The organism is Pararobbsia alpina, assembly GCF_902859895.1.
GTDB classification, from domain to species: Bacteria; Pseudomonadota; Gammaproteobacteria; order Burkholderiales; family Burkholderiaceae; genus Pararobbsia; species Pararobbsia alpina.
On sequence record NZ_CADIKM010000021.1, the window covers coordinates 1 to 22,341 of the forward strand.

At 60.5% G+C, this 22,341-nt stretch carries 21 protein-coding genes and 3 pseudogenes; 14 read left to right on the forward strand and 10 right to left on the reverse strand.

Annotated features, from left to right (window positions below):
* Window positions 1-227: 227 nt before the first annotated feature.
* From HV670_RS18825 to HV670_RS18850, 6 genes are all read right to left on the reverse strand, one after another.
* Window positions 228-1,580 carry a purine-cytosine permease family protein gene (locus HV670_RS18825; RefSeq protein WP_175106374.1) on the reverse strand — a complete coding sequence of 451 codons (1,353 nt, stop codon included), beginning with the start codon at window positions 1,578-1,580 and terminating at the stop codon, window positions 228-230.
* Between the two features lie 411 nt (window positions 1,581-1,991).
* On the reverse strand, window positions 1,992-2,987 hold the full coding sequence (locus tag HV670_RS18830; protein WP_175106375.1) for a 5-oxoprolinase subunit C family protein: 996 nt from the start codon (window positions 2,985-2,987) through the stop codon (window positions 1,992-1,994).
* Entirely contained in the window at window positions 2,977-3,852 is an 876-nt protein-coding gene (locus HV670_RS18835) for a 5-oxoprolinase subunit B family protein (protein WP_175106377.1), read from the reverse strand. Before HV670_RS18835 ends, HV670_RS18830 begins: the two co-directional genes overlap by 11 nt.
* Window positions 3,849-5,291: an acetyl-CoA carboxylase biotin carboxylase subunit gene (locus HV670_RS18840; RefSeq protein WP_175106378.1), complete on the reverse strand. Its 1,443-nt coding sequence runs from the start codon at window positions 5,289-5,291 to the stop codon at window positions 3,849-3,851. The genes HV670_RS18835 and HV670_RS18840 overlap by 4 nt, the downstream gene beginning before the upstream one ends.
* Before the next feature lie 5 nt (window positions 5,292-5,296).
* Entirely contained in the window at window positions 5,297-5,539 is a 243-nt protein-coding gene (locus HV670_RS18845; protein ID WP_175106380.1) for an acetyl-CoA carboxylase, read from the reverse strand.
* A gap of 55 nt (window positions 5,540-5,594) precedes the next feature.
* Window positions 5,595-6,374, reverse strand: coding sequence for a 5-oxoprolinase subunit PxpA (locus HV670_RS18850; RefSeq protein WP_175106382.1), 780 nt, complete (start codon window positions 6,372-6,374; stop codon window positions 5,595-5,597).
* 282 nt (window positions 6,375-6,656) lie between these two features.
* On the opposite strand from HV670_RS18850, the gene HV670_RS18855 reads away from it, so the two are divergent.
* From HV670_RS18855 to HV670_RS18860, 3 genes and pseudogenes are all read left to right on the forward strand, one after another.
* A complete protein-coding gene (locus tag HV670_RS18855) occupies window positions 6,657-7,568 on the forward strand; it encodes a LysR family transcriptional regulator (protein ID WP_175106384.1) in 912 nt (303 codons plus the stop codon).
* Between the two features lie 136 nt (window positions 7,569-7,704).
* Window positions 7,705-7,950: pseudogene (locus tag HV670_RS31115) on the forward strand (AbrB/MazE/SpoVT family DNA-binding domain-containing protein); the annotation flags it as partial.
* Entirely contained in the window at window positions 7,947-8,267 is a 321-nt protein-coding gene (locus HV670_RS18860; RefSeq protein ID WP_175106386.1) for a type II toxin-antitoxin system PemK/MazF family toxin, read from the forward strand. The pseudogene HV670_RS31115 and the gene HV670_RS18860, both read left to right, overlap by 4 nt.
* A gap of 90 nt (window positions 8,268-8,357) precedes the next feature.
* On the opposite strand, the gene HV670_RS18865 is transcribed toward HV670_RS18860, so the two are convergent.
* Window positions 8,358-9,197: an aldo/keto reductase gene (locus HV670_RS18865; protein ID WP_246257687.1), complete on the reverse strand. Its 840-nt coding sequence runs from the start codon at window positions 9,195-9,197 to the stop codon at window positions 8,358-8,360.
* Between the two features lie 139 nt (window positions 9,198-9,336).
* Between HV670_RS18865 and HV670_RS18870 the strand changes: the two are divergent.
* A pseudogene (locus HV670_RS18870) lies at window positions 9,337-9,462 on the forward strand (LysR family transcriptional regulator); the annotation flags it as partial.
* A gap of 187 nt (window positions 9,463-9,649) precedes the next feature.
* Here HV670_RS18870 and HV670_RS18875 read toward each other — a convergent pair.
* Window positions 9,650-10,051, reverse strand: coding sequence for an FKBP-type peptidyl-prolyl cis-trans isomerase (locus tag HV670_RS18875; RefSeq protein WP_175106388.1), 402 nt, complete (start codon window positions 10,049-10,051; stop codon window positions 9,650-9,652).
* A 226-nt stretch (window positions 10,052-10,277) separates the two neighbouring features.
* Here HV670_RS18875 and HV670_RS18880 point away from each other — a divergent pair, with 226 nt between their 5' ends.
* The 3 genes from HV670_RS18880 (at window position 10,278) to HV670_RS18890 (ending at window position 14,368) form a co-directional block, all read left to right on the forward strand.
* Window positions 10,278-10,904, forward strand: coding sequence for a glutathione S-transferase family protein (locus tag HV670_RS18880; RefSeq protein WP_175106390.1), 627 nt, complete (start codon window positions 10,278-10,280; stop codon window positions 10,902-10,904).
* A 204-nt stretch (window positions 10,905-11,108) separates the two neighbouring features.
* A complete protein-coding gene (gene acpA / locus HV670_RS18885) occupies window positions 11,109-12,857 on the forward strand; it encodes an acid phosphatase (RefSeq protein WP_175106392.1) in 1,749 nt (582 codons plus the stop codon).
* A gap of 290 nt (window positions 12,858-13,147) precedes the next feature.
* Window positions 13,148-14,368: an MFS transporter gene (locus HV670_RS18890; protein WP_175106467.1), complete on the forward strand. Its 1,221-nt coding sequence runs from the start codon at window positions 13,148-13,150 to the stop codon at window positions 14,366-14,368.
* A gap of 110 nt (window positions 14,369-14,478) precedes the next feature.
* Here HV670_RS18890 and HV670_RS18895 read toward each other — a convergent pair whose 3' ends face one another.
* Window positions 14,479-14,793 carry a hypothetical protein gene (locus tag HV670_RS18895; protein WP_175106394.1) on the reverse strand — a complete coding sequence of 105 codons (315 nt, stop codon included), beginning with the start codon at window positions 14,791-14,793 and terminating at the stop codon, window positions 14,479-14,481.
* Window positions 14,794-14,805: 12 nt separating this feature from the next.
* Window positions 14,806-15,387 (reverse strand): RNA polymerase sigma factor, encoded by a 582-nt coding sequence (locus HV670_RS18900; RefSeq protein WP_175106396.1) that lies wholly within the window; start codon window positions 15,385-15,387, stop codon window positions 14,806-14,808.
* Window positions 15,388-15,610: 223 nt separating this feature from the next.
* On the opposite strand from HV670_RS18900, the gene HV670_RS18905 reads away from it, so the two are divergent.
* The 7 genes and pseudogenes from HV670_RS18905 to HV670_RS18935 all read left to right on the forward strand — a co-directional run bounded on the left by HV670_RS18905 (window position 15,611) and on the right by HV670_RS18935 (window position 22,292).
* A complete protein-coding gene (locus HV670_RS18905) occupies window positions 15,611-16,501 on the forward strand; it encodes an NAD(P)-dependent oxidoreductase (protein WP_175106398.1) in 891 nt (296 codons plus the stop codon).
* Window positions 16,502-16,651: 150 nt separating this feature from the next.
* A complete protein-coding gene (locus HV670_RS18910; protein ID WP_175106400.1) occupies window positions 16,652-17,341 on the forward strand; it encodes a glutamine amidotransferase in 690 nt (229 codons plus the stop codon).
* 495 nt (window positions 17,342-17,836) lie between these two features.
* Window positions 17,837-18,268 (forward strand): BON domain-containing protein, encoded by a 432-nt coding sequence (locus HV670_RS18915; protein WP_246257688.1) that lies wholly within the window; start codon window positions 17,837-17,839, stop codon window positions 18,266-18,268.
* 27 nt (window positions 18,269-18,295) lie between these two features.
* Window positions 18,296-18,404 (forward strand): annotated as a pseudogene (locus tag HV670_RS18920) (PAS domain-containing protein); the annotation flags it as partial.
* Between the two features lie 109 nt (window positions 18,405-18,513).
* Complete coding sequence (locus HV670_RS18925; protein WP_175106402.1) at window positions 18,514-19,086, forward strand: (2Fe-2S)-binding protein; 573 nt, start codon at window positions 18,514-18,516, stop codon at window positions 19,084-19,086.
* Between the two features lie 3 nt (window positions 19,087-19,089).
* Complete coding sequence (locus HV670_RS18930; protein ID WP_175106404.1) at window positions 19,090-20,070, forward strand: FAD binding domain-containing protein; 981 nt, start codon at window positions 19,090-19,092, stop codon at window positions 20,068-20,070.
* The gene (locus HV670_RS18935) at window positions 20,067-22,292 is read left to right on the forward strand and encodes a xanthine dehydrogenase family protein molybdopterin-binding subunit (RefSeq protein ID WP_217478461.1); all 2,226 of its coding nucleotides are present in this window, start codon (window positions 20,067-20,069) and stop codon (window positions 22,290-22,292) included. The genes HV670_RS18930 and HV670_RS18935 overlap by 4 nt, the downstream gene beginning before the upstream one ends.
* Window positions 22,293-22,341: the final 49 nt, after the last annotated feature.

Sequence of the window (22,341 nt, forward strand, 5' to 3'; positions counted from 1 at the left end):
AGGCGGTTGCTGGCCATCGATGCCCAAGGTGCGTCTTAAACGCGCCGATCCTTGCAAAACGCGCCTTCCAAAGGCTGTCGAGACCCGCTATTCAGCATCGGCAGTGCCCGCGGGCCGATCGTCGCATCCATTCGCACGTCAACCGGCTATGCGATGCGTATTGGTCAGCGTGTCCTAAGGTCTCGGCTGCTGCCACAACACTGACCGGCTTCATCATCGTGCCGGTTTTACTCTCGGACGAACCACGTCCGCTTCGCCGATCCCAGCATCGCGCGATAGACAAGCCACGATATGACAAAGGTCGCGGGTGCGGAGAACGACTGCAACGAATCCGGACCGTTCATCAGCACGAAGCCTACAATCGCGCCCGCAAACCAGGCGGTCAAGCCACCGGGATTGAATGCCGGCACATAGGCATCACGCGTTTCGATTTCGCCCCCGACCAACGTGTCGTAGCGGGTCGACAGGATGTGCGCGAGAGCCACGCCGACCCAGGCCACCACGAAGATCCCTTGATAGGCGAGCGCCTGCAGGATCCTCGAAAATACGTCGGCCATCATCAATATGTAGACGACGACGCCGACGATCAGGGCCCAGACAAACTTCGGCGCACTAATGCCCGATACTTTCTGGAAAAACGCCTGCATGTTGATCGTGGCGAGGTAGTAGTTGGCCGTGTTGATGCGCGACTGTGTCACCCAGACGAACAGCAGCCCCCAGATTCCCATGAGCTTCAACAAGGCCAGTACGACGGATACTTCCGACAGCGTGCCGAGCTCCGGAATCGTACTGACCAGATAGATGCCGACGGCGCCGTTCAGCAGGAAGGTGACAAGGTAGAACGGCATGCCGAAATTGAAGCGTCCATGGTAGGCACTGTCCTCCTTGCGGCCGAAGCGCGCATAGTCGAACGTGAACATCATCAGAATCCAGACGCCCATGTAGTACACGAAGCATTGCCACCAGCCGTTGGCAGGCAACGCGCCCTTCGGCCCGAAATCGAGCCACGCGGCGTTATAGCCGTATTCGTGTGTCGTCAGCCCGACGGCGGCCAGCAGCCCCAACAGATAGAAGGGCAGAAGCACACCGTTGAACTTGTCGAGCCAGTGCTGCACGCTGCCGAATACCAGCGGCACGCTGTAACACACGACAATCAGCGCGGCCCATCGGTAGTCGAGCGCCGGAAACTGGGTATGTGCGGCAACGGCGATCACGGAACCTTCGAAGACCGCGTAGTAGATCGCCGTCGCAAAGAAGATCAAAGTTGCGAGCGCGGCCCCCGCACTGCCGAACAAAACTCGCGAAAACAGGGCGACCGAGAGTCCGGTGCGGATCGCGAAGCGGCTGATGATCGTATTGACCACACCATAGGTGAGCACCGACAACACCATACCGATCAGCGCGCTGCGTGCGCCATAGGTCAAGGCCAGCGTCGCGCCGACCACGATATAGAACATCGCGCTGCAAACCGCCCACCACGCCATCGTGAGAGAAAAGGCCGGCATGCGTACATTGGCCGGAATGGGGACGGTCGACAGGTCCTGCTCAGCCTCGGCAGCTTTGTGTGCCAGATTAGCCATGATCGTGTTCCTCAATACACTTGCAGGTCTGGGAAATGCGCCTTATCTGTAACCGCATGCATGACAATGGCGCCCTCGGTGACAACCGGTATTGCATTAGTGCAACGACGCGAGTTTCCCCACGCGGCCCAGGGCGCCGCGTGACGAATCAGCAAACAGGTAGGGCAGAAGGAGAGGCCGGCAAAGAACCACACGGGGCTCAACCGGTCCTCAACGCACCGCTCGAATGCTCGGCGCAACGAGGCTCGACGCAACAAGACTCGGAGCAATGAGATCCAGGGCAGCAATACTTCAAGCAAGAAGACTTAAAGCAGTAAGGCCTAAGGCAGCAAGGCAGCAAGGCAGCAAGGCTTAAGGCAGCAATGCTTAAGGCGGCAAGACTTAAGGCAGTAAGACTTAAGGCAACAAGGCCTAAATCAACAAGGCCTCGCGCAGACGTGCAAGCCGCGATTGCGCATCGCGTCGTGCGGCCAGCGCCTGTTCCATCGTGACGGGCACGAACTGCACCCGATGGTTCGGTTGCATCTGACCGATCAGGTCCATGTCGGCGCTGATGACGGTGCCGATCGTCGCGTAGCCGCCGCCGGACACCGCGTCGCGGTGCAAGACAATGGGTTCGAGTCCGGCCGGGACCTGGATCGATCCGACCGGATAGCACGCATCGACGATATTCGACGGATCGGCTCCCGCGCCGAACGGTTGCTCACGTTCACGAAATTCGAGCGGCCGCCCTTGCTTGTATCGATAGCCAATCCGGTCGGCTTCAGGTGCGACGATCCACGTATCGTCGAAGAACGTGCCGGCGGACAAGTCAGTCAGGCGATGGTGATACAGCCCGGGCAGCACGCGCAATTCAACTTCCGAGCCCAGCGGCGAGCGCAAGGGCGCGGGCAGTTCCGCACCTTCGCGTGCCGTGGCGTTCGCCTCACCGATGCTCAAGCGGTCACCCTTTTGCAGGCGCCGACCTTCATGTCCACCGATCGCGCCGAGCGCATAGGTCGACCGGCTGCCGAGCACGACCGGCACGTCGATCCCGCCGCCCACGGCGACGTACGCTCGTGCGCCGCCCTTCACATAATCGAAAGCGAGCGTACTGCCGGCCTTGATGCGCAGGGCCACGTTGCAGGCCTGCACGACACCGTCGATCTTCGGCGCCATCTCGGCCCCGGTCACGGCGATCAGCGCATCCGCATGAAACAGCAGTTGCGCTCCGAGCAGCGTGCATTCAAGCGCCGCGGCGCCTTCCGGATTACCCACCAGCAGATTGGCCGCGCGCAGCGCATATTGGTCGAGCGCACCTGAGGGCGGAATGCCGACGTGGTAGTACCCCTGTCGTCCGATATCCTGCACCGATGTGGCCAGACCGGGTTTGACGACCTCGATGGTCTTGATGAGATCAGTCGGCATCGAGTACCTCGACGAGGGAGCGGTTGTATGCATCGGGATCGCGCGTAAACGCGCTGAGCTCGAAATTCACGGGGCGCACGCGCAGCGAGAACGTCCCGGCTTCGACAGCGGCAATCGCAGCGTCATAGGCCGCGCGATCGATGGGTTTGAACTTGACGATGTCACCCGGGCGGAAGAACACCATGAAATCGCGCAGATAGTCGAGGCGCTGCGCGGGATCGAAGATCGGCGCCGGCGTCACCCCGAACATCTGATAGCCGCCCGCACCGCGCACCGAATAGATACAGCCGAAACAGCCGCCGTGGCCGACCGTCAGCTTGGGGGTATCCGTTCTCGGGCGCAGGTACTTGGGTACCTGCAATTGCCGTTCGCGCTCGACCATCTGGAACATGAAGGGCAGGCCGGCCACGAAACCCACCATTGAAACAAACCAGGGTGAGCCCGAATGCGCGGCGATGAACGCATCGACATCGTCGAGCCCGTTGATGCGCGCCGCGTATTCCAGATCCGTCGAGGCAGGGTCCTGGTGCCGTTCCCGGAAACGCATCAGCGTCTCGTGCGTCCAGGGATCGTTATAGAGCACAGGCACTTCGATGATGCGGGTCGCCATGTCCAGTTCCGCATCGCCGAGCGTCGCCTCGATGTCCTTGAGCACGGCCAGCAGGGCGTCCGGCGCGATCACGTCCGGATCGAAGCGGACCTGATACGAAGCGTTCGCCGGACAGATTTCAGTCACCCCGGGCACGGCGCGACGTTGCAGCTCACGCGTGATCGCCGTGCCCTTGAAGAACGCGTCGAGCGACATCGCTTCGTCGATCTCGACGAAGATGAACTCGTCGCCACCGAATGTGTATCGGATCGTCATGCCTCCTCCGCGAGTCGTGCACGCCAGGCAGTCATCCAGGCTTCGAGATAGTTCGTGTGGTAGCGGCCGGCACGGATGTCGTCGTCGGCGAGCAGGGCGCGATGCAGCGGCACGGTGGTCTTGACGCCCGAGATCGACAGCTCGCGGAGTGCCCGATCGAGCCGCGCAAGCGCGGCAGGCCGGCTTTCATCGAAAACGATCAGCTTTGCGAGCAGGGAGTCATAGAACGGCGGGATCGTGTAGCCCTGATAGAGCATCGAGTCGATGCGCACCCCCGGCCCGGCGGGCCATACCAGTTCATCGATACGGCCGGGATTCGGACGGAAATCATTCTCGGGATCTTCCGCGTTGATCCGGCATTCAAGCGCGGCACCGCGCAGGGTGATGTCGCTCTGACGAAACCGCAGCGGCTCGCCGTCGGCGACGCGCAGCATCTCGCGGACGAGATCGATGCCCGTGATCGCTTCCGTTACCGGATGCTCGACCTGGATGCGCGTGTTCATTTCGATGAAGTAGAACTCGCCGCGTGTTTCGTCGAACAGATACTCCAGCGTGCCCGCGCTGCGATACTTCACGAGGCGCGCAAGGCGGGTCGCCGATTCGCACAGCGCGTGGCGCAGTGCGGGGGTAAGCGACGGAGAGGGCGCTTCCTCGAGGATCTTCTGGCGACGCCGTTGCAGCGAACATTCACGTTCGAACAGATGAACGACGTCGTTGCCGTCGCCCAGCACCTGCACTTCGATATGTCGGGCCCGCGCGATAAAGCGTTCGAGATACACGCCGCCATCGCCGAACGCGGCCTGCGCCTCGCGCTGAGCCAGCGGCAATTCGGTATCGAGCTGAGCCGCGTCGCAGGCGACGCGGATGCCACGCCCGCCGCCACCAGCAGCCGCCTTGATCATCACGGGATAGCCGATGCGCGCCGCGATCACCCGCGCTTCGTCTAGCGAATGAACGATGCCGTCGCTGCCGGGCACGGTCGGCACATCGGCCCGCTGTGCGGTTTCGCGTGCCTTGGCCTTGTCGCCCATCGTCGCGATCACTTGCGATGAAGGTCCGACAAAGATCAGGCCCGCCGCTTCGACCTGCGCGGCAAATGCGGCATTTTCAGAGAGGAAGCCATAACCGGGATGAATGGCATCCGCGCCACATGTTTTCGCGGCCGCCAGAATGGCAGCCGGGTTCAGATAGCTTTTTGCTGCATGTGACGGACCGATGTGGATGGCTTCATCGGCTGTGCGCGCCGCCAGACTGTCGCGGTCCGCATCGCTGACCGCGGCAACGGCGCGCATTCCCAGCTCGTGCGCGGCGCGAATCACACGTACCGCTATTTCGCCGCGATTCGCGACGAGCACGGTGCGAATGCGTTTCGGCTGATAGAACGGGGTGGCTGTGTCCTTATGAGGGGACGGTTCGATGTCCGTCGCTTGAATGTCCATTCCGCTCATGCCTCGAGCCGCATGACGACCTGGCCCGCGTCCACGGGTTCGCCGTCGTCGATGAGAATTTCGGTGATCCGGCCTGCGACAGATGTCTCCACGTCGCTGAACTGCTTCATGACTTCGACAAGTCCGATCACGGCTCCATTGTCGACCGATGTGCCTACTTCGACATACGGTGCCGCGTCGGGCGATGAGCGGCGATAGAACGTGCCGGGCAAGGGGCTGACAATGTCGTGTTGCGCCATCTTGGTATCTCCTGTCTCATTGTTTTGCGAGGGTGTCGGCAAACGGGCGGTGCGCTCAGTCCGCCGGCCGGGGCGATGGTGCTGCTATGCGGATACCGCTTCGCGTGAGCGCCGCGTGGGCCGCCTCGACAAGCTGAAGCGCACCCGGCGTGTCGCTATGAATGCAGATCGAATCGAAATCGATGTCTATGTCACCGCCGTCCACGGTTGCCACACGCCCCTCCGTGCAGGCACGCAGGATCTTGTCGGCAACCCGCTCCGGATCGAGACGCTGCACACTCCGCGTAAAGACGATCGAGCCGCTCGTGTCGTAGTCGCGATCCGCATAGAATTCACGGACGACCGGCTGGCCGAGTTCCTTCGCCACCCGGAAGGTCACGGACGATTCCATGCAGAACAGCGGCAGAGCAGGGTCCAGTGTCTGCAATGTTTCGACCAGCAGGCGCGAGAGCGTTTCATCACGAGCGGCAAGCATATACAACGCGCCGTGCGGCTTGATGTGCTGGACGTCGACGCCATTCAGCCTGGCAAATTCACGCAGTGCGCCCAACTGGTACACGATGTCGTTGACGAGCTTTTCCGCGGACTCGTTGATGGCGCGTCGTCCGAAACCTACGAGATCGCGAAAGCCCGGGTGGGCGCCGATGCGCACGTTTTCACGCTTCGCGAGCGCTACCGTATCGGCCATGATGTTCGGATCGCCCGCATGGAAACCGGTCGCGATATTGGCCGAACTGATCAGCGGCATGATTGCCTGGTCGACGCCGTCGCCGAATCGCCAGGGACCGAAGCCTTCCCCCATATCCGAATTCAGATCGACGCTGTGCTTTTTCATGCTGAAGGTCTCCAGATCGGTGCAATGACCGCCGTAGGCACGGCCAACTGAATTTCACGACATTAGCGCGGTCTGGGTCGCCAAAAAAGAACTATTTTTGTATGAATGAGTATCTGTTTTTTAGATATTTGCTCGAGCCGTTGGATACGAGGCCGGTTGCATGGAAAGGCAGCCTGGAAGGGGCAGTGGGGATTTCCCCAGGAGGGGTTCATGGCAGCTTCTGGGAATAAGATATCCAATGCAATACTATGCGTTAATTGGATTGGCTTATCGGATCAACTGATGGCACTGACTCTCAGGCAACTCAAATACTTCGTTGCGACCGCCGAATTGGGCCAGATCTCGCAGGCGGCGATCCAGCTAACGATTTCACAGTCGGCCGTGACCACGGCGATCAAGGAACTCGAAGACACGCTCGGCACGCAGCTGTTTTCACGCGCGGCCTCGGGCGTCGTCCTGACTCACACGGGCCGGCGTTTTCTGAACCACGCCTATACGATCCTGTCATCGGTCGACGAGGCGATGCGCATTCCGAACCTCGAGAGTACGCTGACCGCGACCCTGACGCTTGCGGCCAGTTATACGGTACTCGGCTATTTCCTGCCGAATCACATTCAGCGCCTGAACACCTTATACCCTCATCTCACGATCCGGCTGCATGAACTGAACCGGGAGTCCATCGAAGAAGGGCTGATCAGCGGGCGCTACGATATGGCGGTGCTGCTCACGTCGAATGTCGACAACCCGGAGCTGGTGCTCGAGCCTGTGATTCACTCGGCGCGGCGCCTATGGCTTTGCGCACAACATCCCCTGCTCAAACAGGAGAGCGTGACGCTTGCCGATGTCGCCGCCGAGCCGTTTGTGATGTTGACGGTCGATGAAGCCGCCGTCACGGCGTTGCGCTACTGGTCCCAAACGCCGTACAAGCCCAAGACGCTGCTGCGAACTTCGTCGGTCGAGGCCGTGCGCAGCATGGTGGCCAACGGCAGCGGCGTCGCGATTCTCTCGGATATGGTGTACCGGCCGTGGTCACTGGAAGGCCGGCGCATTGAAACCGTGCAGCTGCGCGACCCGGTTCCGCCGATGAGCGTCGGCCTTGCCTGGCGGCGGCACCAGGAAATGAGCCCGGCGATGTACGCGTTTCGCGAGTACTTCCGGCATATGTTCATGGAACCGAGATCCCTCGTCGGCTAGCCTTCGAAATTTCTCCATAGCGATACCGTAGTCGTCCAATGCCAAAAGCGGAATAACATTGTATTGAGTTTCAATTCGCAACGGAATAACATTGTTATTACATGTGAAAGCCTATTTTTATCTATACGGTCAAACTATGAAAACGATGATTCGTAAAATGGGCAATTCGCAGGGCGTGCTGATTCCAAAGCCCATCCTAGCGCAGCTCGGGTTCGGAGATGAGGTGGAAATGCAAGTGGAGAACGATACGATTGTTCTGCGCAGGCCGCCTAAGAAGGTTCGGGAAGGGTGGGCAGAGGCAAGCAAGACAGTTGCCAATGCGGGCGACGATACTCTGGTGATGGGGGAATTTGGCAATGCTGACGACGCGGAGTTCGCGTGGTGGTGCGCGGGGAGGTTTGGCTCGTGGCACTTGACCCAACGCTCGGTAGTGAAATTCAGAAGACGCGGCCATTCCTCATCGTGTCACCGGCGGAGATGCACGATCATTTGCGTACGGTCATCGTCGCACCCATGACATCCAAGGGCAGGTCGGCACCGTTTCGTGTATCCGTGACATTCAGTCGAAAAAAAGGTCTCATCTTGCTGGACCAAATCCGCGCAGTAGACAAGGCGCGACTGGTAAAGAGAATGGGCGCAATTGGCGGTAACACGCTAACGGCAACACTGCATACGTTGCAAGAAGTGTTTGCCCACTAAAGGAAAGCGATTCAGGGGTCACGGAAGATCTAAGCGTTACCTGGACCGCGCTGCGCGCGGCAGTGAAATTCACACCGCGCGCAGCCCAACTCAGACAGCCGGCGCGTCCCAATCCGGCGAGAATGGCGGCTTTACGAAGCGCTGATCCTTCGGCAACGCGGCGATGGCCTTGCGATCCTCCTCATCCAGACGGACTGCAAGCGCGTCGAGGTTCGCTTGTTGGCTTTCCCGGCGTTGTGCCTTCGGAATCGCGATCACTCCGTCCTGATCCAGTAACCACGCAATCGCCACCTGCGCCGCTGAGACGCCATGTTTGCGGCCGATGGCCTGCAGCGTGACGTCGTCGGCAGCCCGACCCTGAGCCAAAGGCGAATAGGCGACAAGCGGGATCTGTTTTCCGCGCAGATAAGCGAGCATCTTCGACTGATCCAGGAAGGGGTGATACTCGATCTGGTGGCAGGCGATCGGCGCGCCGACCGTCTCGACAGCCGTCTTCAGCAGGGGCATGTTGAAATTGCAGACACCGATCCCCCGGGTTCGTCCTTCTTCACGCAGGCGCATCAGCGTTTCGAGCACGGCCGGCAAATCCATGGTCCTGGATGGCCAATGCACCAGATACAGATCCACATAGTCGAGCCCGAGATTGGACAGGCTCTTGTCGAAGGCACGTTGAATGTCCTTCGGCGCCAGATTTTCATGCCAGACCTTGGTGGTCACGATCAGATCGTCGCGCGCGATACCGGACGCGGCGATTGCTGCGCCTACCCCATCTTCGTTCTCATACATTGCGGCGGTATCGATGTGGCGATATCCGAGCGAGAGGGCGCTTTCGACAACGGGCTGGCAACCGCCACCCGGCATGCGGAAGGTGCCGAAGCCAAGCCGGGGAATGGACAGACCCTGGGTATCGAGGTGGGACATCGTGGTCATGCTGACTGCTCCTGTACGGATAAAGGAAGGCTGATCGTGACGCTGGCCGAGCCAGCATTGTCGCGTAGCAAATAGTGCTACGCCTCCACAAATGAATAAAGTCTGTTTGACTCAATTCACTTATGAATAAACTTGTCTAAGCAAGGCCGCCCACGAACTGGCGGTCAAGACGTCGACGATCTCGCGATACGTAACCGACCTGGAAACAGACCTCGGCATCGTGCTGTTCAACCGATCGACGCGCGGGCTCGTGCTCACGAAGGGGCACGCTGCGCGAACTATGCGAACTGCGTCCGGGTCGCACGGTTCGCAGTTCGCAGTTTTGCGTCCCGCGCAATGACGCGTTCAGGACTTCAGGACGCGTGGGCCTGGTTTGCCTGAACGTGTCGCTGCGGCGGACCGGCAGGGCCCCGCGCGGTCAGCTTCTGCGGAATGACCTCACGCCTATACCATCAGTTTCCGATTTTCAGCAGTTCGACCTCGAATGTCAGATCGCTGTTGGGGGGGATCGGACCTACTCCGCGCTCGCCATATGCCGTCGCCGACGGACAGGTCAGCGTTGCCTTGCCGCCAACCTTCATTTTCTGAAGACCTTGCGTCCAGCACGGGATGACCTGTCCGAGCGGAAATGACGCCGGCGTGCCGCGCTTGTACGACGAGTCGAATTCGGTGCCGTTCGCGAGTGTGCCGCGGTAGTTCACGGTCACCGTGTCCGACGCGGTAGGTTGTGCTCCAGTCCCTTCCTTGATCTGCGTGACGGTGACGCCGGAAGGCAGCGTTTCGGTCTTGCCGGTGGCCGCATAGGCAGACGAGGTGAGAACAGCAAAGGTCAGGAGCAGCGAAAGTTTTTTCATAGAGACGTCCGTGAATGAGAGTGCTGTCGCCAGCCCCGTATGATGCCGGGCCGGCTGCCAGATACATTAGCACGAGAGTGCGACAGTACCGGCACTCGACATTTTGAGGTGGCAATGTCCGAGTATTGGCCTGCCTGAATCCGCGCACGATCACCTCTTGATTCGCTTGCGCTACTATGACCCCCCATCGGCAATGGCCGCAATCAAGCTCGGAGAAGGGTGCTCAATGATGCAGATCTGGGGGCGGGTGAATTCCGTCAACGTGCAGAAAGTGTTGTGGTGCTGTGACGAACTTGGCCTGGTCTATGAGCGGTTCGATGCAGGCATGGAGTTCGGTCGTACCGACGAGCCGTCATATCGAGCGATGAATCCGAACGGCCGGATACCGACGATCATGGATGAGGACTTCGTGTTGTGGGAGTCGAACTCGATTCTCCGCTATCTTGCGATGCAGTATGGTAAGGAGGCCACACTCTATCCCGTCGATGCGCGGTTGCGCGCTGCGATCGACCGATGGCTCGACTGGTCGCTCTCGACGCTGCAACCGGCGGAGCGGCCGGTTTTCTGGGGAATGGTGAGGACGCCGCCCCATGAACGCGATATGGCGTCGATCGCGGCCGAGGCAAAAAAGGTCGCCGTGCTCTGGGGTATCGTCGATGCGCATCTGGTCGGCCGGGATTTTCTCGAAGGCGCTGGTTTTTCATTGGCCGACATCGTGCTCGGTGCCTATGCGCGCCGCTGGTTCGGCCTCGAGGGAATCGAGCGGCCGCCGCTTCACAACCTCGCCCGATGGTATGAGGGACTGGGCTCGCGCTCCGGCTTCGTCAAGTTCGTGGCGCCGACGTTGACCTGACGAAAGGCAAGGGCGGGGTGCTGCCGTCTGGATATTCGATCGCACTTCCACCGGCTGGACTTTCTCCCGGCAGCCTCAGCACCTGTTGCCCGGCGATTCGTCCGAGCCGATAGACTGATCCGACAATGGCGCTAAGGTGCCGCTCGCGCCCCACGTTCGCGCGGACCCTGCGAACCGGATCAAAGACCCAGAAAAGGAAATGACATGAAGGAACAGCCCCCCATTTCATCCACGAAGCAGCCTGATTCGACGGAAGACAACCAGCCCCCGCTGAACACGAGACGGCGCACATTTCTTGGCGGGCTTGCCGCAGTCGCCGTGGGTGGTGGACTGGCGGGCTGCGTCGTGCCCGGTACCGCCGCGGATGGCCGGACGAGAAGCCTGTCGGACACGGAGCTCGACCGTGTGCTGCGCGACAAGGTCAAGACCATCGTCGTCATCTATTCCGAGAATCGCAGCTTCAATAATCTGTTCGGCGACTTCCCGGGTGTCGAGAAACCGCTGTCCGCCGTTGCGCCGGCCGACTATCTCCAGCTCGACCGTGATGGCAAGACCGTACTGTCCGAGCTGCCTCCCGTGCCGCGCGGCTGGTTGCTCGCGGACCAGGTGGCCGACGGCGTCACTTACCGCGCCGGGCAGCAGTATCAGACCAACCTGCCCAATGCACCGTTCGCCCTGCGTGGACCCAAGGGAGAGAATCTGCCTTTGTCGCTGGTTACGCATGACCTGTGGCATGTGTTCTACCAGAACCAGATGCAGATCAACGGCGGCAAGAACAATATGTTCGTGGCCTGGGCCGACTCCGCTGGCTTCACGATGGGTCACTATGCCAATACGAGCTACGACCTGAGGTTGTGGGATCTGGCCAGCGAATACGTGCTCTGCGACAATTTTTTCCAGGGTGCCTTCGGAGGCTCATTCCTGAACCATCAGTACCTCGCATCGGCCACCGTGCCTCGCTATCTCGATCCGGCCAACAGCATCGCGAAGTTTCAGATTGCCGAGACAGTCAGCGGCAGGCCCGACGATCCGAATCTGAAGCCGCTCAAAGTCTCGCCCGCCAGTGCAAGGGACGGCATTCCAAAGTTCGGCCCGAGCAGCCTGACACCGGTCGAAACGCTTGCCGACGGCACGGTGCTCAGCTATGCCGTCAACACGATGTTGCCGCCCTATGCGCCCACGCCCATGAAACTCGATGCGAGTGGAGCCGTCGTCGATTTCACGCTCGAAGCCAACGCGATGGCCTTGATCCCGCAGACGCATGAGCACATCGGCAGCAAGCTCGAGAAGAAGGGCGTGGAATGGGCGTGGTATGCGGGGGCGTTTCAGGAGACGCTGGACCAGCATGGTGCCAACCTGTCGAACGGCACACCCGTCGTTCCGAACTTCCAGTACCACCATCAGCCATTCAACTACTTCAAGGATCTGGCACCCGGGACGGCGGCGCGTGCGCGCCGGCTGCGCGATGGGGGCCTTGGCGATGATGAAAGTACCAACCGTTTCCTCTCCGATGCGAGAGCGGGCAAATTGCCGACGGTGACGTTCTACAAGCCCCAGGGCAATCTGAACATGCACGCTGGATATGCCGACGTCGCATCGGGCGACCGCCATATCACGCATGCGGTCAAGGCACTGCGCGCCAGTCCGCAGTGGGAGAACATGGTGGTGATCGTGACCGTCGACGAAAACGGCGGTTGGTGGGATCACGTGGCACCGCCTCGCGGCGATCGCTGGGGGCCAGGCACGCGGGTGCCGGCATTGGTCATCTCGCCGTTTGCGAAGCGGGGATATGTGGATCACACGACCTATGACACGGCTTCGATCCTGCGGCTGATTTCCCGCGTGTTCCAACTGGAAACGCTCGACGGTATCAAGCACCGCGACGAGGCGATGCGTGCTCGCGGCCAGACGCCGATGGGCGACCTGACCAATGCGCTGAGCTTCGAGGCGTGATGTTCCGAGACTGAACTGCACCGGCGGCAACGACGGTGCCGGCATCGCAAAGACTGCTGCGAGCGGTAAACGGAGCCGGGCACAAACGCTGGCGAGGGGGTCCTCGCTGGCGGGCAGCCCGAGGAGATGCATATCGACAATAGTGCTTTGAGTATGGAGTAAGCCACCCGTAGACATTGGACAGCCCATCTCAGGGAAGCCACAATATTCATACTTGCTTTACTGTGGTTGTCAGAAAAATGAAATCGAATCTCCACACGATCCCGCCGATCGATCCCGTCGCACTAGGGATGGGCGAGCCGACGCCTGCGTGGACCGCACGCGGTACGGTGGCCTATCAGCGAATCAGCATTGCCTTGTTCCTTGCGGGCTTTGCGACGTTCTCGCTGCTGTATTGCGTCCAGCCCCTGCTGCCGGCGTTCTCGAGCGAGTTCGGAATCGGGGCGGCGCAGAGTTCGCTTGCCTTGTCCTTGTCGACCGGGTTGTTGGCATTTTCGATCCTGTGCGCGGGTGCGTTGTCCGAGCGGGCGGGGCGCCGTGGATTGATGTTCGCGTCGATGACGCTGGCCGCCGTTTTCAATCTGGTGGCAGCGGCGGCGCCAAGCTGGCATGCCATTCTGCTTGCGCGCGCGCTCGAAGGTTTCTCTCTGGGTGGCGTGCCCGCGGTCGCGATGGCCTATCTCGCTGAAGAGATCCATCCAAACGGCCTTGGCCTGTCAATGGGTCTCTATGTCGGCGGGACCGCGTTTGGCGGCATGGCCGGCCGCGTCGGTATGAGCATCATCGCCGAGTACTTCTCATGGCGCGTGGCCATGACGATGATCGGGGTCATCGATATCGCGGCGGCCATCGCGTTTGTACTGCTGCTACCTCAATCCAAGAACTTCGTGCGCACGGCAACGTTCAACGGCCGGCAACACATGAGGTCATGGGGGCGCCACCTCTCCCATCCCCGTTTGCCGATCGTGTTCGCGATCGGCTGTCTGGTGATGGGCATCTTTGTCACGATCTACAACTACGCGAGTTTCCGGCTGATTGCGCCCCCGTTCAATCTCACGACGACGGAGACAGGGCTGATCTTCAGCGCCTATGTCTTTGGAATCGTTGCGTCGTCATGGGCAGGTGCGTTGGCCGACCGGCTCGGACGCGGACCGGTTCTCGCAGCAGGGAGCATCATCATTACGCTGGGGCTCGTGCTTACACTGAGTCATTCCTTGATTGCGGTCATTACCGGCATCGTGGTGATGACGATCGGCTTCTTCACCGCACACTCGGTCGCGAGCGGATGGGTCGGGCGCATGGCGCAAGGGGCCAAAGGACATGCGTCGTCACTGTACCTTCTTGCCTATTACCTTGGTTCGAGCATTCTCGGTTCTGCCGGCGGCTGGTTCTGGCAAAAGCACGGCTGGACCTCGGTCATTGAATTTACGTGCGTCCTGGTAGCGATGTCGCTGGGACTGTCACTCGTGTTGTGGCGCAAACCGGTGCACTTTCAGCCCGCATCAACGTAGCGAATTTTCCCGGTGAGGGCTGCGTTGCGCTGAGGCGCAAAAATTGGGGGGCAAGGAGTGGGCCCGAGGATGGGCCCAACCAGCGAAGCTTGCTCATGCGTTCAGCGCGTTCATACGGTTTCCGCGCGGTGCTTGCAGCGGCCCGCAGACTTGCCTTGCTGGAATTTTTCGCGTTCCTCGGGTGTCATCTGTTCCCACCGGCGCCAATGGCGGCGTCCATGCCAGCCGCCATAGCCGCGAAACCCGCCGAACAAGATCCGGCTCAGGACGAGCAAGCCCAAGGCATGCCCATAGTCAATCACACGGGCGCCGGCGAATGCAGCCGGGATGACCCCATTCCACAACACCATCACGACCCATCCTAGCGCCGCAATGGCTGCAAGAACCAGTACCGCCTTGCCCAAAAATCTCAGTCTGAAACGCATTGACTTTCTCCATTAAATTTCCAGTTCGTCATACACAGCCCGCAGGCGAACGCGCAGATGCAGCACCGCATAGCGTTTGCGCGCCAGCAGCGTATTCATGCTCACACCGCTTTCGGATGCGAGCTCCTTGAAACTGCGCCCCTCCAGTTCGTGGGCAATGAAGACCTCGCGCTGCTCTCTCGGCAATTCGTCGAGCGCTTCTTGCAGTGCTTCCAGCAGGATCGACCTTGCGTAGGCCGCTTCCGGCCCAGCTTCGGAGGCGGGCAATGCCAGATCCAGCCGATATTCGCCGTCCGTATCGTCGGTCTCGTCGACGGTTTCGGTCAGCGGTAGCTCTTTTCTCTTGCGAAAACGGTCGATGATGCGGTTTCGCGCTACTCGGAAGAGCCAGGCGCTGACCTGTTCAATGGGTTCGGGCAGCCGGTAGGCCTGCACGAGCTCATAGAACACATCCTGCAAAATGTCTTCGGCATCACCCGGATCACGCACGCGACGCCGGATGAAATTCCCGAGCTTTGTACGCTCACGCAAGACGGTTGCAGCGATGTCGCGATCTCGTTCGATCATCGGGCTCGTGGTCAGCGGCGGTTCCATACGTGTGATGACGATTCACGCCGAAGGATATTGCGATCTGGATGAAAAAAATTTCACAGGTTCAGCCTGAATGCACGAAGTGCACCTGTCTAGCGCGTTATCTTGCGCGTCTATCCCGATTGTGAGGCACGCATCACTGCGCGGACCCCCGCTATTCGCTTATTCTTCGTCAATCTAGCCCGAGGGGCGTGAGTTGACTTGTGTTGAAATCAGGAGATTGAGCATGAAGATTGGATTTGTCGGACTGGGCGCAATGGGTGCCGCGATTGCGAAGAACCTGGTCGAGTCCGGCCATGAAGTACGGGTGTTCAACCGCAGCCCCGCGCGCGCCGAGCCGTTGCGCGCCGTGGGTGCCAGTGTCGCAACCACGCCTGCCGAAGCTGCGCGCGGTGCGGAAATCGTCTTCACCATGGTGTCCGACGATGCGGCGCTGACCGCGGTGACTTATGGCGATGACGGCATCCTGTCCGGTCTGGCAAAGGGGGCACTCCATGTCTCGATGAGCACGATCGGCGTGGCGACCTCCGAGGCGCTCACCGCGGCGCATCGTGACACGCATACCGGGTTTGTGTCCGCGATTGTTTTCGGCCGACCCGACGCCGCAGCCGCGCGCAAGCTTTTCATCATGGCGGCGGGCGCTGACGAACATCTCAAGGTCGCTGTGCCCGTGCTTGAAACGCTGGGCCAATCGGTCGGCATCGTCGGGGCTGAGCCGGCACAGGCGAATCTGGTGAAGCTGATCGGCAACTTCATGCTGTCGGTCATCGTCGAGACGATGGGCGAAGCCTGTGCGGTGGCGGAGAAGGGCGGGATCGATCCGTCGCGCCTGGTCGAACTGCTGACGAATGCCTCCTTCAATGCGCCGGCGTACAAGATCTATGGTGCAATGATCGCGCAGCAGCGTTTTCAACCAGCCGGTTTTTCCCTGCCACTATGTCAGAAGGACAACCGCCTGATGCTGGCCGCCGCCGAGACACTGGCTGTTCCGCTGCCGCTTGCGAGTTTTGTCCACGACCGCTTCCTCGCCGCACGCGCGCGAGGTGCCGGCCCCGATCACGATCTGTCCGCGCTTGCGCTATGCGCTCTGTCGGATGCGGGGCTCGTCAGGGAATAGAGGCGAGTTGGCATGCCGTTGCCTGAAGGCTAGGCGGGGATCCGCATATGATCCCTGACCCGATACAAATCCTCGGACGAGACCCCAATCCGTCCGAGGTTTTTGTATCATTCGCTGGAGCCTGATGGCTCTCAACGAGAGGTTCAAGCAATGAAGCATGTTCTTGCCATTCGTCATGTGGCATTTGAAGGCCTGGGGACGTTTGAAGAAGTCTTTGTCGAAGCGGGCTACCGTATTGAATATGTCGAGGCCCCGACAGATGCCTTGAAGGGGCTCGACATCGATTCGCCCGATGTCGTCGTGGTTCTCGGCGGTCCGATCGGCGCATATGAGGAAGACAAATATCCGTTTCTTCGTCACGAACTCGCGCTGATCGAGCAGCGTCTGAAGTCGGACCGCGCGCTGCTCGGGATCTGTCTCGGGGCGCAGTTGATCGCGCGAGTGGGTGGTGCGAAGGTCTATGCCGGCTCACAAAAAGAGATCGGTTGGGGCGAAGTGACACTGACCGAAGCAGGTTCGCGCTCGATGCTCGCTCCGCTGTCCGGCGGGGTGCCGGTCCTGCACTGGCACGGCGACACCTTCGATCTGCCGCAGGGGGCCGAACGCCTGGCCTCGACGGCGCTCTACGAGAACCAGGCCTTCTCGATGGGGCCGCGCACGTTGGCGCTCCAGTTTCATATCGAGGCATGTGCGAGTGCGATAGAGAGCTGGCTGGTCGGCCATGCCGTTGAACTCGCGCACGCGAAGGTCGACTTGCAGTCATTGCGCGACAGGGCACCGTCGTCGTCAACAGCGGGAGGGGCCGTCTTGCGGGAATGGCTGTTGCGGGGCTGTTCTTGAAGGCGCTCGATTGCCACATGGCTGCAAGAACCACCGCCTGACGTACCAGGACGACATGGCTTCGGTCAAGATTGCCTCACCAACGATGCGGGGACCGGGCACATTCCTCGCTTCTTGATCGATGCCCGCTTTGCGAGTCCGCTCATTCGGAAGCATCCCTGCGCGGCGTCTGCGAGTCGGGCTCGCGCGCGCAGAACACGGTCGCCAATTGTCCGGGACGCGTACCTTTCAGGAATCTGGCTGTCGCCAATTATCGGCGTGAAATCGTCCGTGCCCACGACCGCATTCTTGCCTATGATTTCGGTAACGTGGTTCGACGAACGGCTCGGTGGCGATGACGTACCGGGGCATCACGCAATCGGGACGATCCAGGCGCTGCGTGTCGGAAACCTTGACTGAAGCAACCGACCGCCACGGAACAAACGCCTGCAATCCAGGCTTTGTGCAAGTTCAATTTGACTGGCAACTGTGTCATTCAAGGTATTAGTTGTGCTGATGAAGCAGACCGCTTCGGCAGTCCGGATGTCTCGGTCGGTCAGCTCGGAGGTACCCTTACTTTCAGACAAGGTCCATGCCATGAAAACTCGATTTAGTGTCCTGATGGTCGGAGCCGCCCTCGTCACGATGTCCATCGGCGCAGCCAATGGCGCCGAGGGCGATTCCCCATCCACACCCGCTGCCGGTACATCGACTGAAGGCACGCCGAAACAGCAGGATCACGCACTGGCGAAAAGTGTCCGCCATGCGCTCACCAAAACCAAGGGCCTGACTTCGAGCGGGATTACCGTGCTTGCCAAGAACGGTGTGGTCACCTTGAACGGGACAGTGCCCGAACAAGGACAGATCGCACTTGCCGGAAATAGCGCGCAATCCGTCGCCGGTGTCACGTCCGTGAAAAATAATGTAGAGCTAGCGGAAAAGAACTGAAGCGCGCACTCGACGGCACGAGGTGTCATTGTGCATGATCTGCTTCGACCCGAAGCAGGCCGTTCTGGCGATTCATCACAACCTCTCCGGTCGGGAGATAAGCAGTCCTGCGACTAAACTCGGGCTGGCCCGCGTCCTGCTTTTTGCCCGGCCGTTGTCGGCGAACGTGTTCGAGTAGTCGGCGACGACCTGGGGGTAGGCCGGGTCAATCAAGCGATTGCTACGCCATGAACAGGAGGTGACTCATGGACGATACAGATTCCTCGAATGCCACTCAAACGCTACCGGGGAGCCCGAAGAGTAGCCCCGAAGCCTTCCAGAACATCCCGATCAGCAAGACCACCGGCGTCAATTCACTGGTGTTGATTCGTTTGGAAATCAACGGTGAGATGAAGGAACTGATCGTCGATACGCGCCAATCGCTACTCGACGTGCTGCGCGAAAAACTCGGCCTGACCGGAACAAAGAAGGGATGCAACCAGGGCGCATGTGGCGCATGCACCGTGTTGTTGAACGAGCGCCGCGTTGTATCGTGTTTGACACTGGCGTCCATGCACAATGGAGCCGTGATCACAACGATCGAAGGCTTGGAGAAAGACGGCCAACTTCATCCGTTGCAAACCGCCTTCATCGAGCACGAGGGATTTCAGTGCGGTTACTGCACGGCAGGGCAGATCATGTCGGGCGTAGCTTGCATCGCCGAGGGCCACGCAGGTTCACGGGAGGAAATTCAATTCTGGATGAGTGGCAACATTTGTCGATGTGGAGCCTATCCCGGTATCGTCGACGCCATCGCCGAAACAGCAGGTCGAGGCTAGATCATGCTCCCCTTTTCCATGCAACACGCGCTGAACGAAAGCGAAGCCATCGAGGCCGCCCTGTCAGGCGGACGCTACATCGCCGGTGGCACTACGCTCATCGACCTGATGCGTGAGGAAGTGGAACGGCCAGAGCGGCTCATCGACATCAATGCCGTTCCGCTGGACTATATCCGCGAAGACGAAGGCGATCTGATCATCGGTGCTTTGGCGCGAATGTCCGATGTGGCAGCAGATCACGTCGTTCGCCGGCTGCAACCGCTGATTGCGGAAACGCTTGTCGAGGGGGCGTCGCCTCAGCTGCGCAACATGGCGTCCATTGGGGGCAACCTGCTGCAGCGGGTGCGTTGTCCTTACTTCCGCATGCTGGACGCGCCGTGCAACAAGCGTGTCCCTGACTCCGGCTGTGCCGCGATCGACGGACTCAATGCTGGCCATGCGATTCTGGGCGGCAGTGCTCACTGTGTTGCGACCCATCCATCGGACCTGGCCGTCTCGCTGGTGGCACTGGAGGCAACCATGCGCGTGCGAGGTTCGGATGGCGAGCGGTCGTTTCCGGTCGAAGCGCTGTATCGACTTCCCGGAACCACGCCTCATCTGGAGCATATGCTTGTGCCGGGCGAACTGATCATCGACATACGGGTGCCAGGAGGCAACCATGCACGGCACGCTCGATATCTGAAAGTGCGTGATCGCGCATCCTATGAGTTCGCGCTTGTGTCGACGGCCGCGGCGTTGGACATCGTTGAAGGCGTCATCCACGATGCTCGCATTGCATGCGGAGGCGTGGGAACCAAGCCATGGCGCATGCGTGCCTGCGAGCAAGTTCTCGCCGGGAAAAAACCCGGCCGGACTGTCTTCGAGGCAGCAGGCCGTATGGCGAAGGACGGCACCGTCCCCTTGTCAGGCAATCGATACAAGGTCGGATTGCTGGAGCGTACGGTCATACGCGCGCTCGAAATGGCTAGCGAGGTCCAATCGTGAACACGTTGATCTCAAGCGCGGAAAAACGTATCGACGGGCACGCGAAAGTGACTGGGCTCGCACAGTATGCCGCCGACTTCAACCAGCCGAACCAGGCTTACGCAGTGGTCGTAGGGGCGGCAGTCGGGCTCGGCCGCGTCACCGCCATCGATGTACAGCCGGTGCTCGAACTGCCCGGAATAGTCAGTGTCATCAGCCACCTGAACGCACCGCGCCTCGCTTACCGGCCACACAAGGGGTTTATCGATCCCGCGGCTGGCGAACGCCTTCACGTGCTTCAGGATGACCAGGTTCGCTTCTATGGTCAGCCTGTGGCCGTCGTGATCGCGAATACATTGGACGACGCGGAGCGCGGCGCTTTGGCGCTTCGCGTCAGTTACGACGCGCAAACGCCCGTCGTCGATCCGCACGACCCCCGGGCAATCGAGATTCTGCCGGAGGCGCTGGGGACGAGGCAGGCTGACAAGTCGCGTGGTAACGCACTGGCGGCCCCCGTCGCTGGAGCGGTTACCGTCGATGCCGAATATGACATCTCGCGCGAGAATCACACGCCGATCGAGCTTCACGCCACGGTCGCCCATTGGCAAGGCGAGCAACTGACGCTATGGAGCAAGAGCCAGTTCGTAGTGAACGAGCAAGCGGAGATCGCCGCGATCTTCGGTTTGCCCCCGGAGAATGTGCGGGTGATCTGCCCGTTCGTCGGCGGCGCTTTCGGGACGAGTCTGAGGACATGGCCCCATGTGACGCTCGCGGCCATTGCTGCGAAGCTGATCGAGCGGCCGGTCAAGCTCGTCCTCTCGCGACGCCAGTCCTTTCATACGACGGGGCATCGTCCTCGCACGGTGCAGCGGATTTCATTGAGCGCGACACCCGACGGTAAGCTCCTGAGCCTCGTGCATGAGGGAACGGCAGAGACGAGCCGCTACGAGCAGCACGCCGAGGCGCTGACATCGGCCACGCACTATATGTACTCGTGCCCCAGTCTTCGCGCCCGTTACCGGCTCCTCCCAATGGATACGAGTACCCCGACGCACATGCGCGGGCCCGGCGAGGCGAGCGGAGTATTCGCGATCGAAGCGGCGCTGGATGAATTGGCTTACGCGCTCAAGATCGACCCGCTGGAGTTGCGACGCCGCAATGAACCGCAAATCGATGAAGGCTCCGGTTTGCCTTTTTCGAGCAGGTCGCTGCTGCAATGCTACGACGTGGGTGCGAAGCACTTCGGCTGGTCACAGCGTCAGTTCGCACCTCGTTCAATGCGTGACGCTCGTCTGCTCGTGGGATGGGGGATGGCTTCGGCCGCCTATCCGGTCTTTTTTGCTCCGGCTGAAGCATGTGCGCGGATGCTCGGCGACGGAATGTTCGAGATCGAGACGGCTTCCAGCGACATGGGGCCGGGTACCTACACTTCGATGACACAGGTGGCGGCACACGTGCTCGGCGTGCCGATGGATCACGTGAAGTTTCGTCTGGGACAGTCCAACTATCCTCCGACACCGCCGCATGGTGGCTCAATGACGATGGCTTCGGTAGGTTCCGCTGTTTACGCTGCTTGCCAGGCCTTACAGGCCGAGATCGCAAGTCAACTGACGTCCAGGCCCGGCTCTGCTCTGTCTGGCATGCAGCCCGGCGAGCTCGAATGGAGTGAGGGCCGCGTCCGTGCGCGCGAGCAGGACGGCCCTGGTCTCGCCTATAGGGATGTCGTGCCCCTGCTTGGCAACGAGCCTGTCGAGGTGACGGCCGTGGGCTCGCGTGACACTTCGGTCGCGCAGAAATTCACCATGGTCGCTTTTGGCGCCGTGTTCGTCGAGGTGGCCGTCGACCCGGACGTCCTGACGATTCAGGTGCGCAGGATGACAGGCGCATATGGTGCCGGGCACATCGTCAATCCACGGCTGGCGAAGAGTCAATGTACCGGTGGCATGATCGGAGGCATGGGTATGGCACTCATGGAGTCCACCGTTCTGGATGCCCGGGATGGACGCCCTGTGAATGCGCATATGGCTGACTACCTGGTGCCGGTGAATCTGGACATCCCGGCCATGGATGTCCACTTCATCGACGAGCACGATGTCCATGTGAATGTGTTGGGGGTGAAGGGGGTCGGGGAAATCGCCCTCGTGGGCGTAGCCCCCGCGATCGCCAACGCAGTCTTTCATGCGACCGGCAAGCGGATACGACACCTTCCCATACGTCTTGAAAGCATGCTCGAGGCCTCCTGAGTGGAAAGGCAGGACCATGCAGCTTGCGGAGGATCAAGTCGTGCGGGGC

What these genes read in the sequence shown, in the direction of transcription:
- HV670_RS18855 (WP_175106384.1), top strand. Translation starts at nt 6,657, where the DNA reads ATGGCACTGACTCTCAGGCAACTCAAATACTTCGTTGCGACCGCCGAA.
- HV670_RS18925 (WP_175106402.1), top strand. Translation starts at nt 18,514, where the DNA reads ATGGACGATACAGATTCCTCGAATGCCACTCAAACGCTACCGGGGAGC.
- HV670_RS18895 (WP_175106394.1), bottom strand. Translation starts at nt 14,793, where the DNA reads ATGCGTTTCAGACTGAGATTTTTGGGCAAGGCGGTACTGGTTCTTGCA.
- HV670_RS18840 (WP_175106378.1), bottom strand. Translation starts at nt 5,291, where the DNA reads ATGGACATTCAAGCGACGGACATCGAACCGTCCCCTCATAAGGACACA.
- HV670_RS18880 (WP_175106390.1), top strand. Translation starts at nt 10,278, where the DNA reads ATGATGCAGATCTGGGGGCGGGTGAATTCCGTCAACGTGCAGAAAGTG.
- acpA (WP_175106392.1), top strand. Translation starts at nt 11,109, where the DNA reads ATGAAGGAACAGCCCCCCATTTCATCCACGAAGCAGCCTGATTCGACG.
- HV670_RS18845 (WP_175106380.1), bottom strand. Translation starts at nt 5,539, where the DNA reads ATGGCGCAACACGACATTGTCAGCCCCTTGCCCGGCACGTTCTATCGC.
- HV670_RS18875 (WP_175106388.1), bottom strand. Translation starts at nt 10,051, where the DNA reads ATGAAAAAACTTTCGCTGCTCCTGACCTTTGCTGTTCTCACCTCGTCT.
- HV670_RS18905 (WP_175106398.1), top strand. Translation starts at nt 15,611, where the DNA reads ATGAAGATTGGATTTGTCGGACTGGGCGCAATGGGTGCCGCGATTGCG.
- HV670_RS18930 (WP_175106404.1), top strand. Translation starts at nt 19,090, where the DNA reads ATGCTCCCCTTTTCCATGCAACACGCGCTGAACGAAAGCGAAGCCATC.
- HV670_RS18890 (WP_175106467.1), top strand. Translation starts at nt 13,148, where the DNA reads ATGGGCGAGCCGACGCCTGCGTGGACCGCACGCGGTACGGTGGCCTAT.
- HV670_RS18910 (WP_175106400.1), top strand. Translation starts at nt 16,652, where the DNA reads ATGAAGCATGTTCTTGCCATTCGTCATGTGGCATTTGAAGGCCTGGGG.
- HV670_RS18900 (WP_175106396.1), bottom strand. Translation starts at nt 15,387, where the DNA reads ATGGAACCGCCGCTGACCACGAGCCCGATGATCGAACGAGATCGCGAC.
- HV670_RS18835 (WP_175106377.1), bottom strand. Translation starts at nt 3,852, where the DNA reads ATGACGATCCGATACACATTCGGTGGCGACGAGTTCATCTTCGTCGAG.
- HV670_RS18865 (WP_246257687.1), bottom strand. Translation starts at nt 9,197, where the DNA reads ATGACCACGATGTCCCACCTCGATACCCAGGGTCTGTCCATTCCCCGG.
- HV670_RS18825 (WP_175106374.1), bottom strand. Translation starts at nt 1,580, where the DNA reads ATGGCTAATCTGGCACACAAAGCTGCCGAGGCTGAGCAGGACCTGTCG.
- HV670_RS18915 (WP_246257688.1), top strand. Translation starts at nt 17,837, where the DNA reads ATGAAGCAGACCGCTTCGGCAGTCCGGATGTCTCGGTCGGTCAGCTCG.
- HV670_RS18850 (WP_175106382.1), bottom strand. Translation starts at nt 6,374, where the DNA reads ATGAAAAAGCACAGCGTCGATCTGAATTCGGATATGGGGGAAGGCTTC.
- HV670_RS18830 (WP_175106375.1), bottom strand. Translation starts at nt 2,987, where the DNA reads ATGCCGACTGATCTCATCAAGACCATCGAGGTCGTCAAACCCGGTCTG.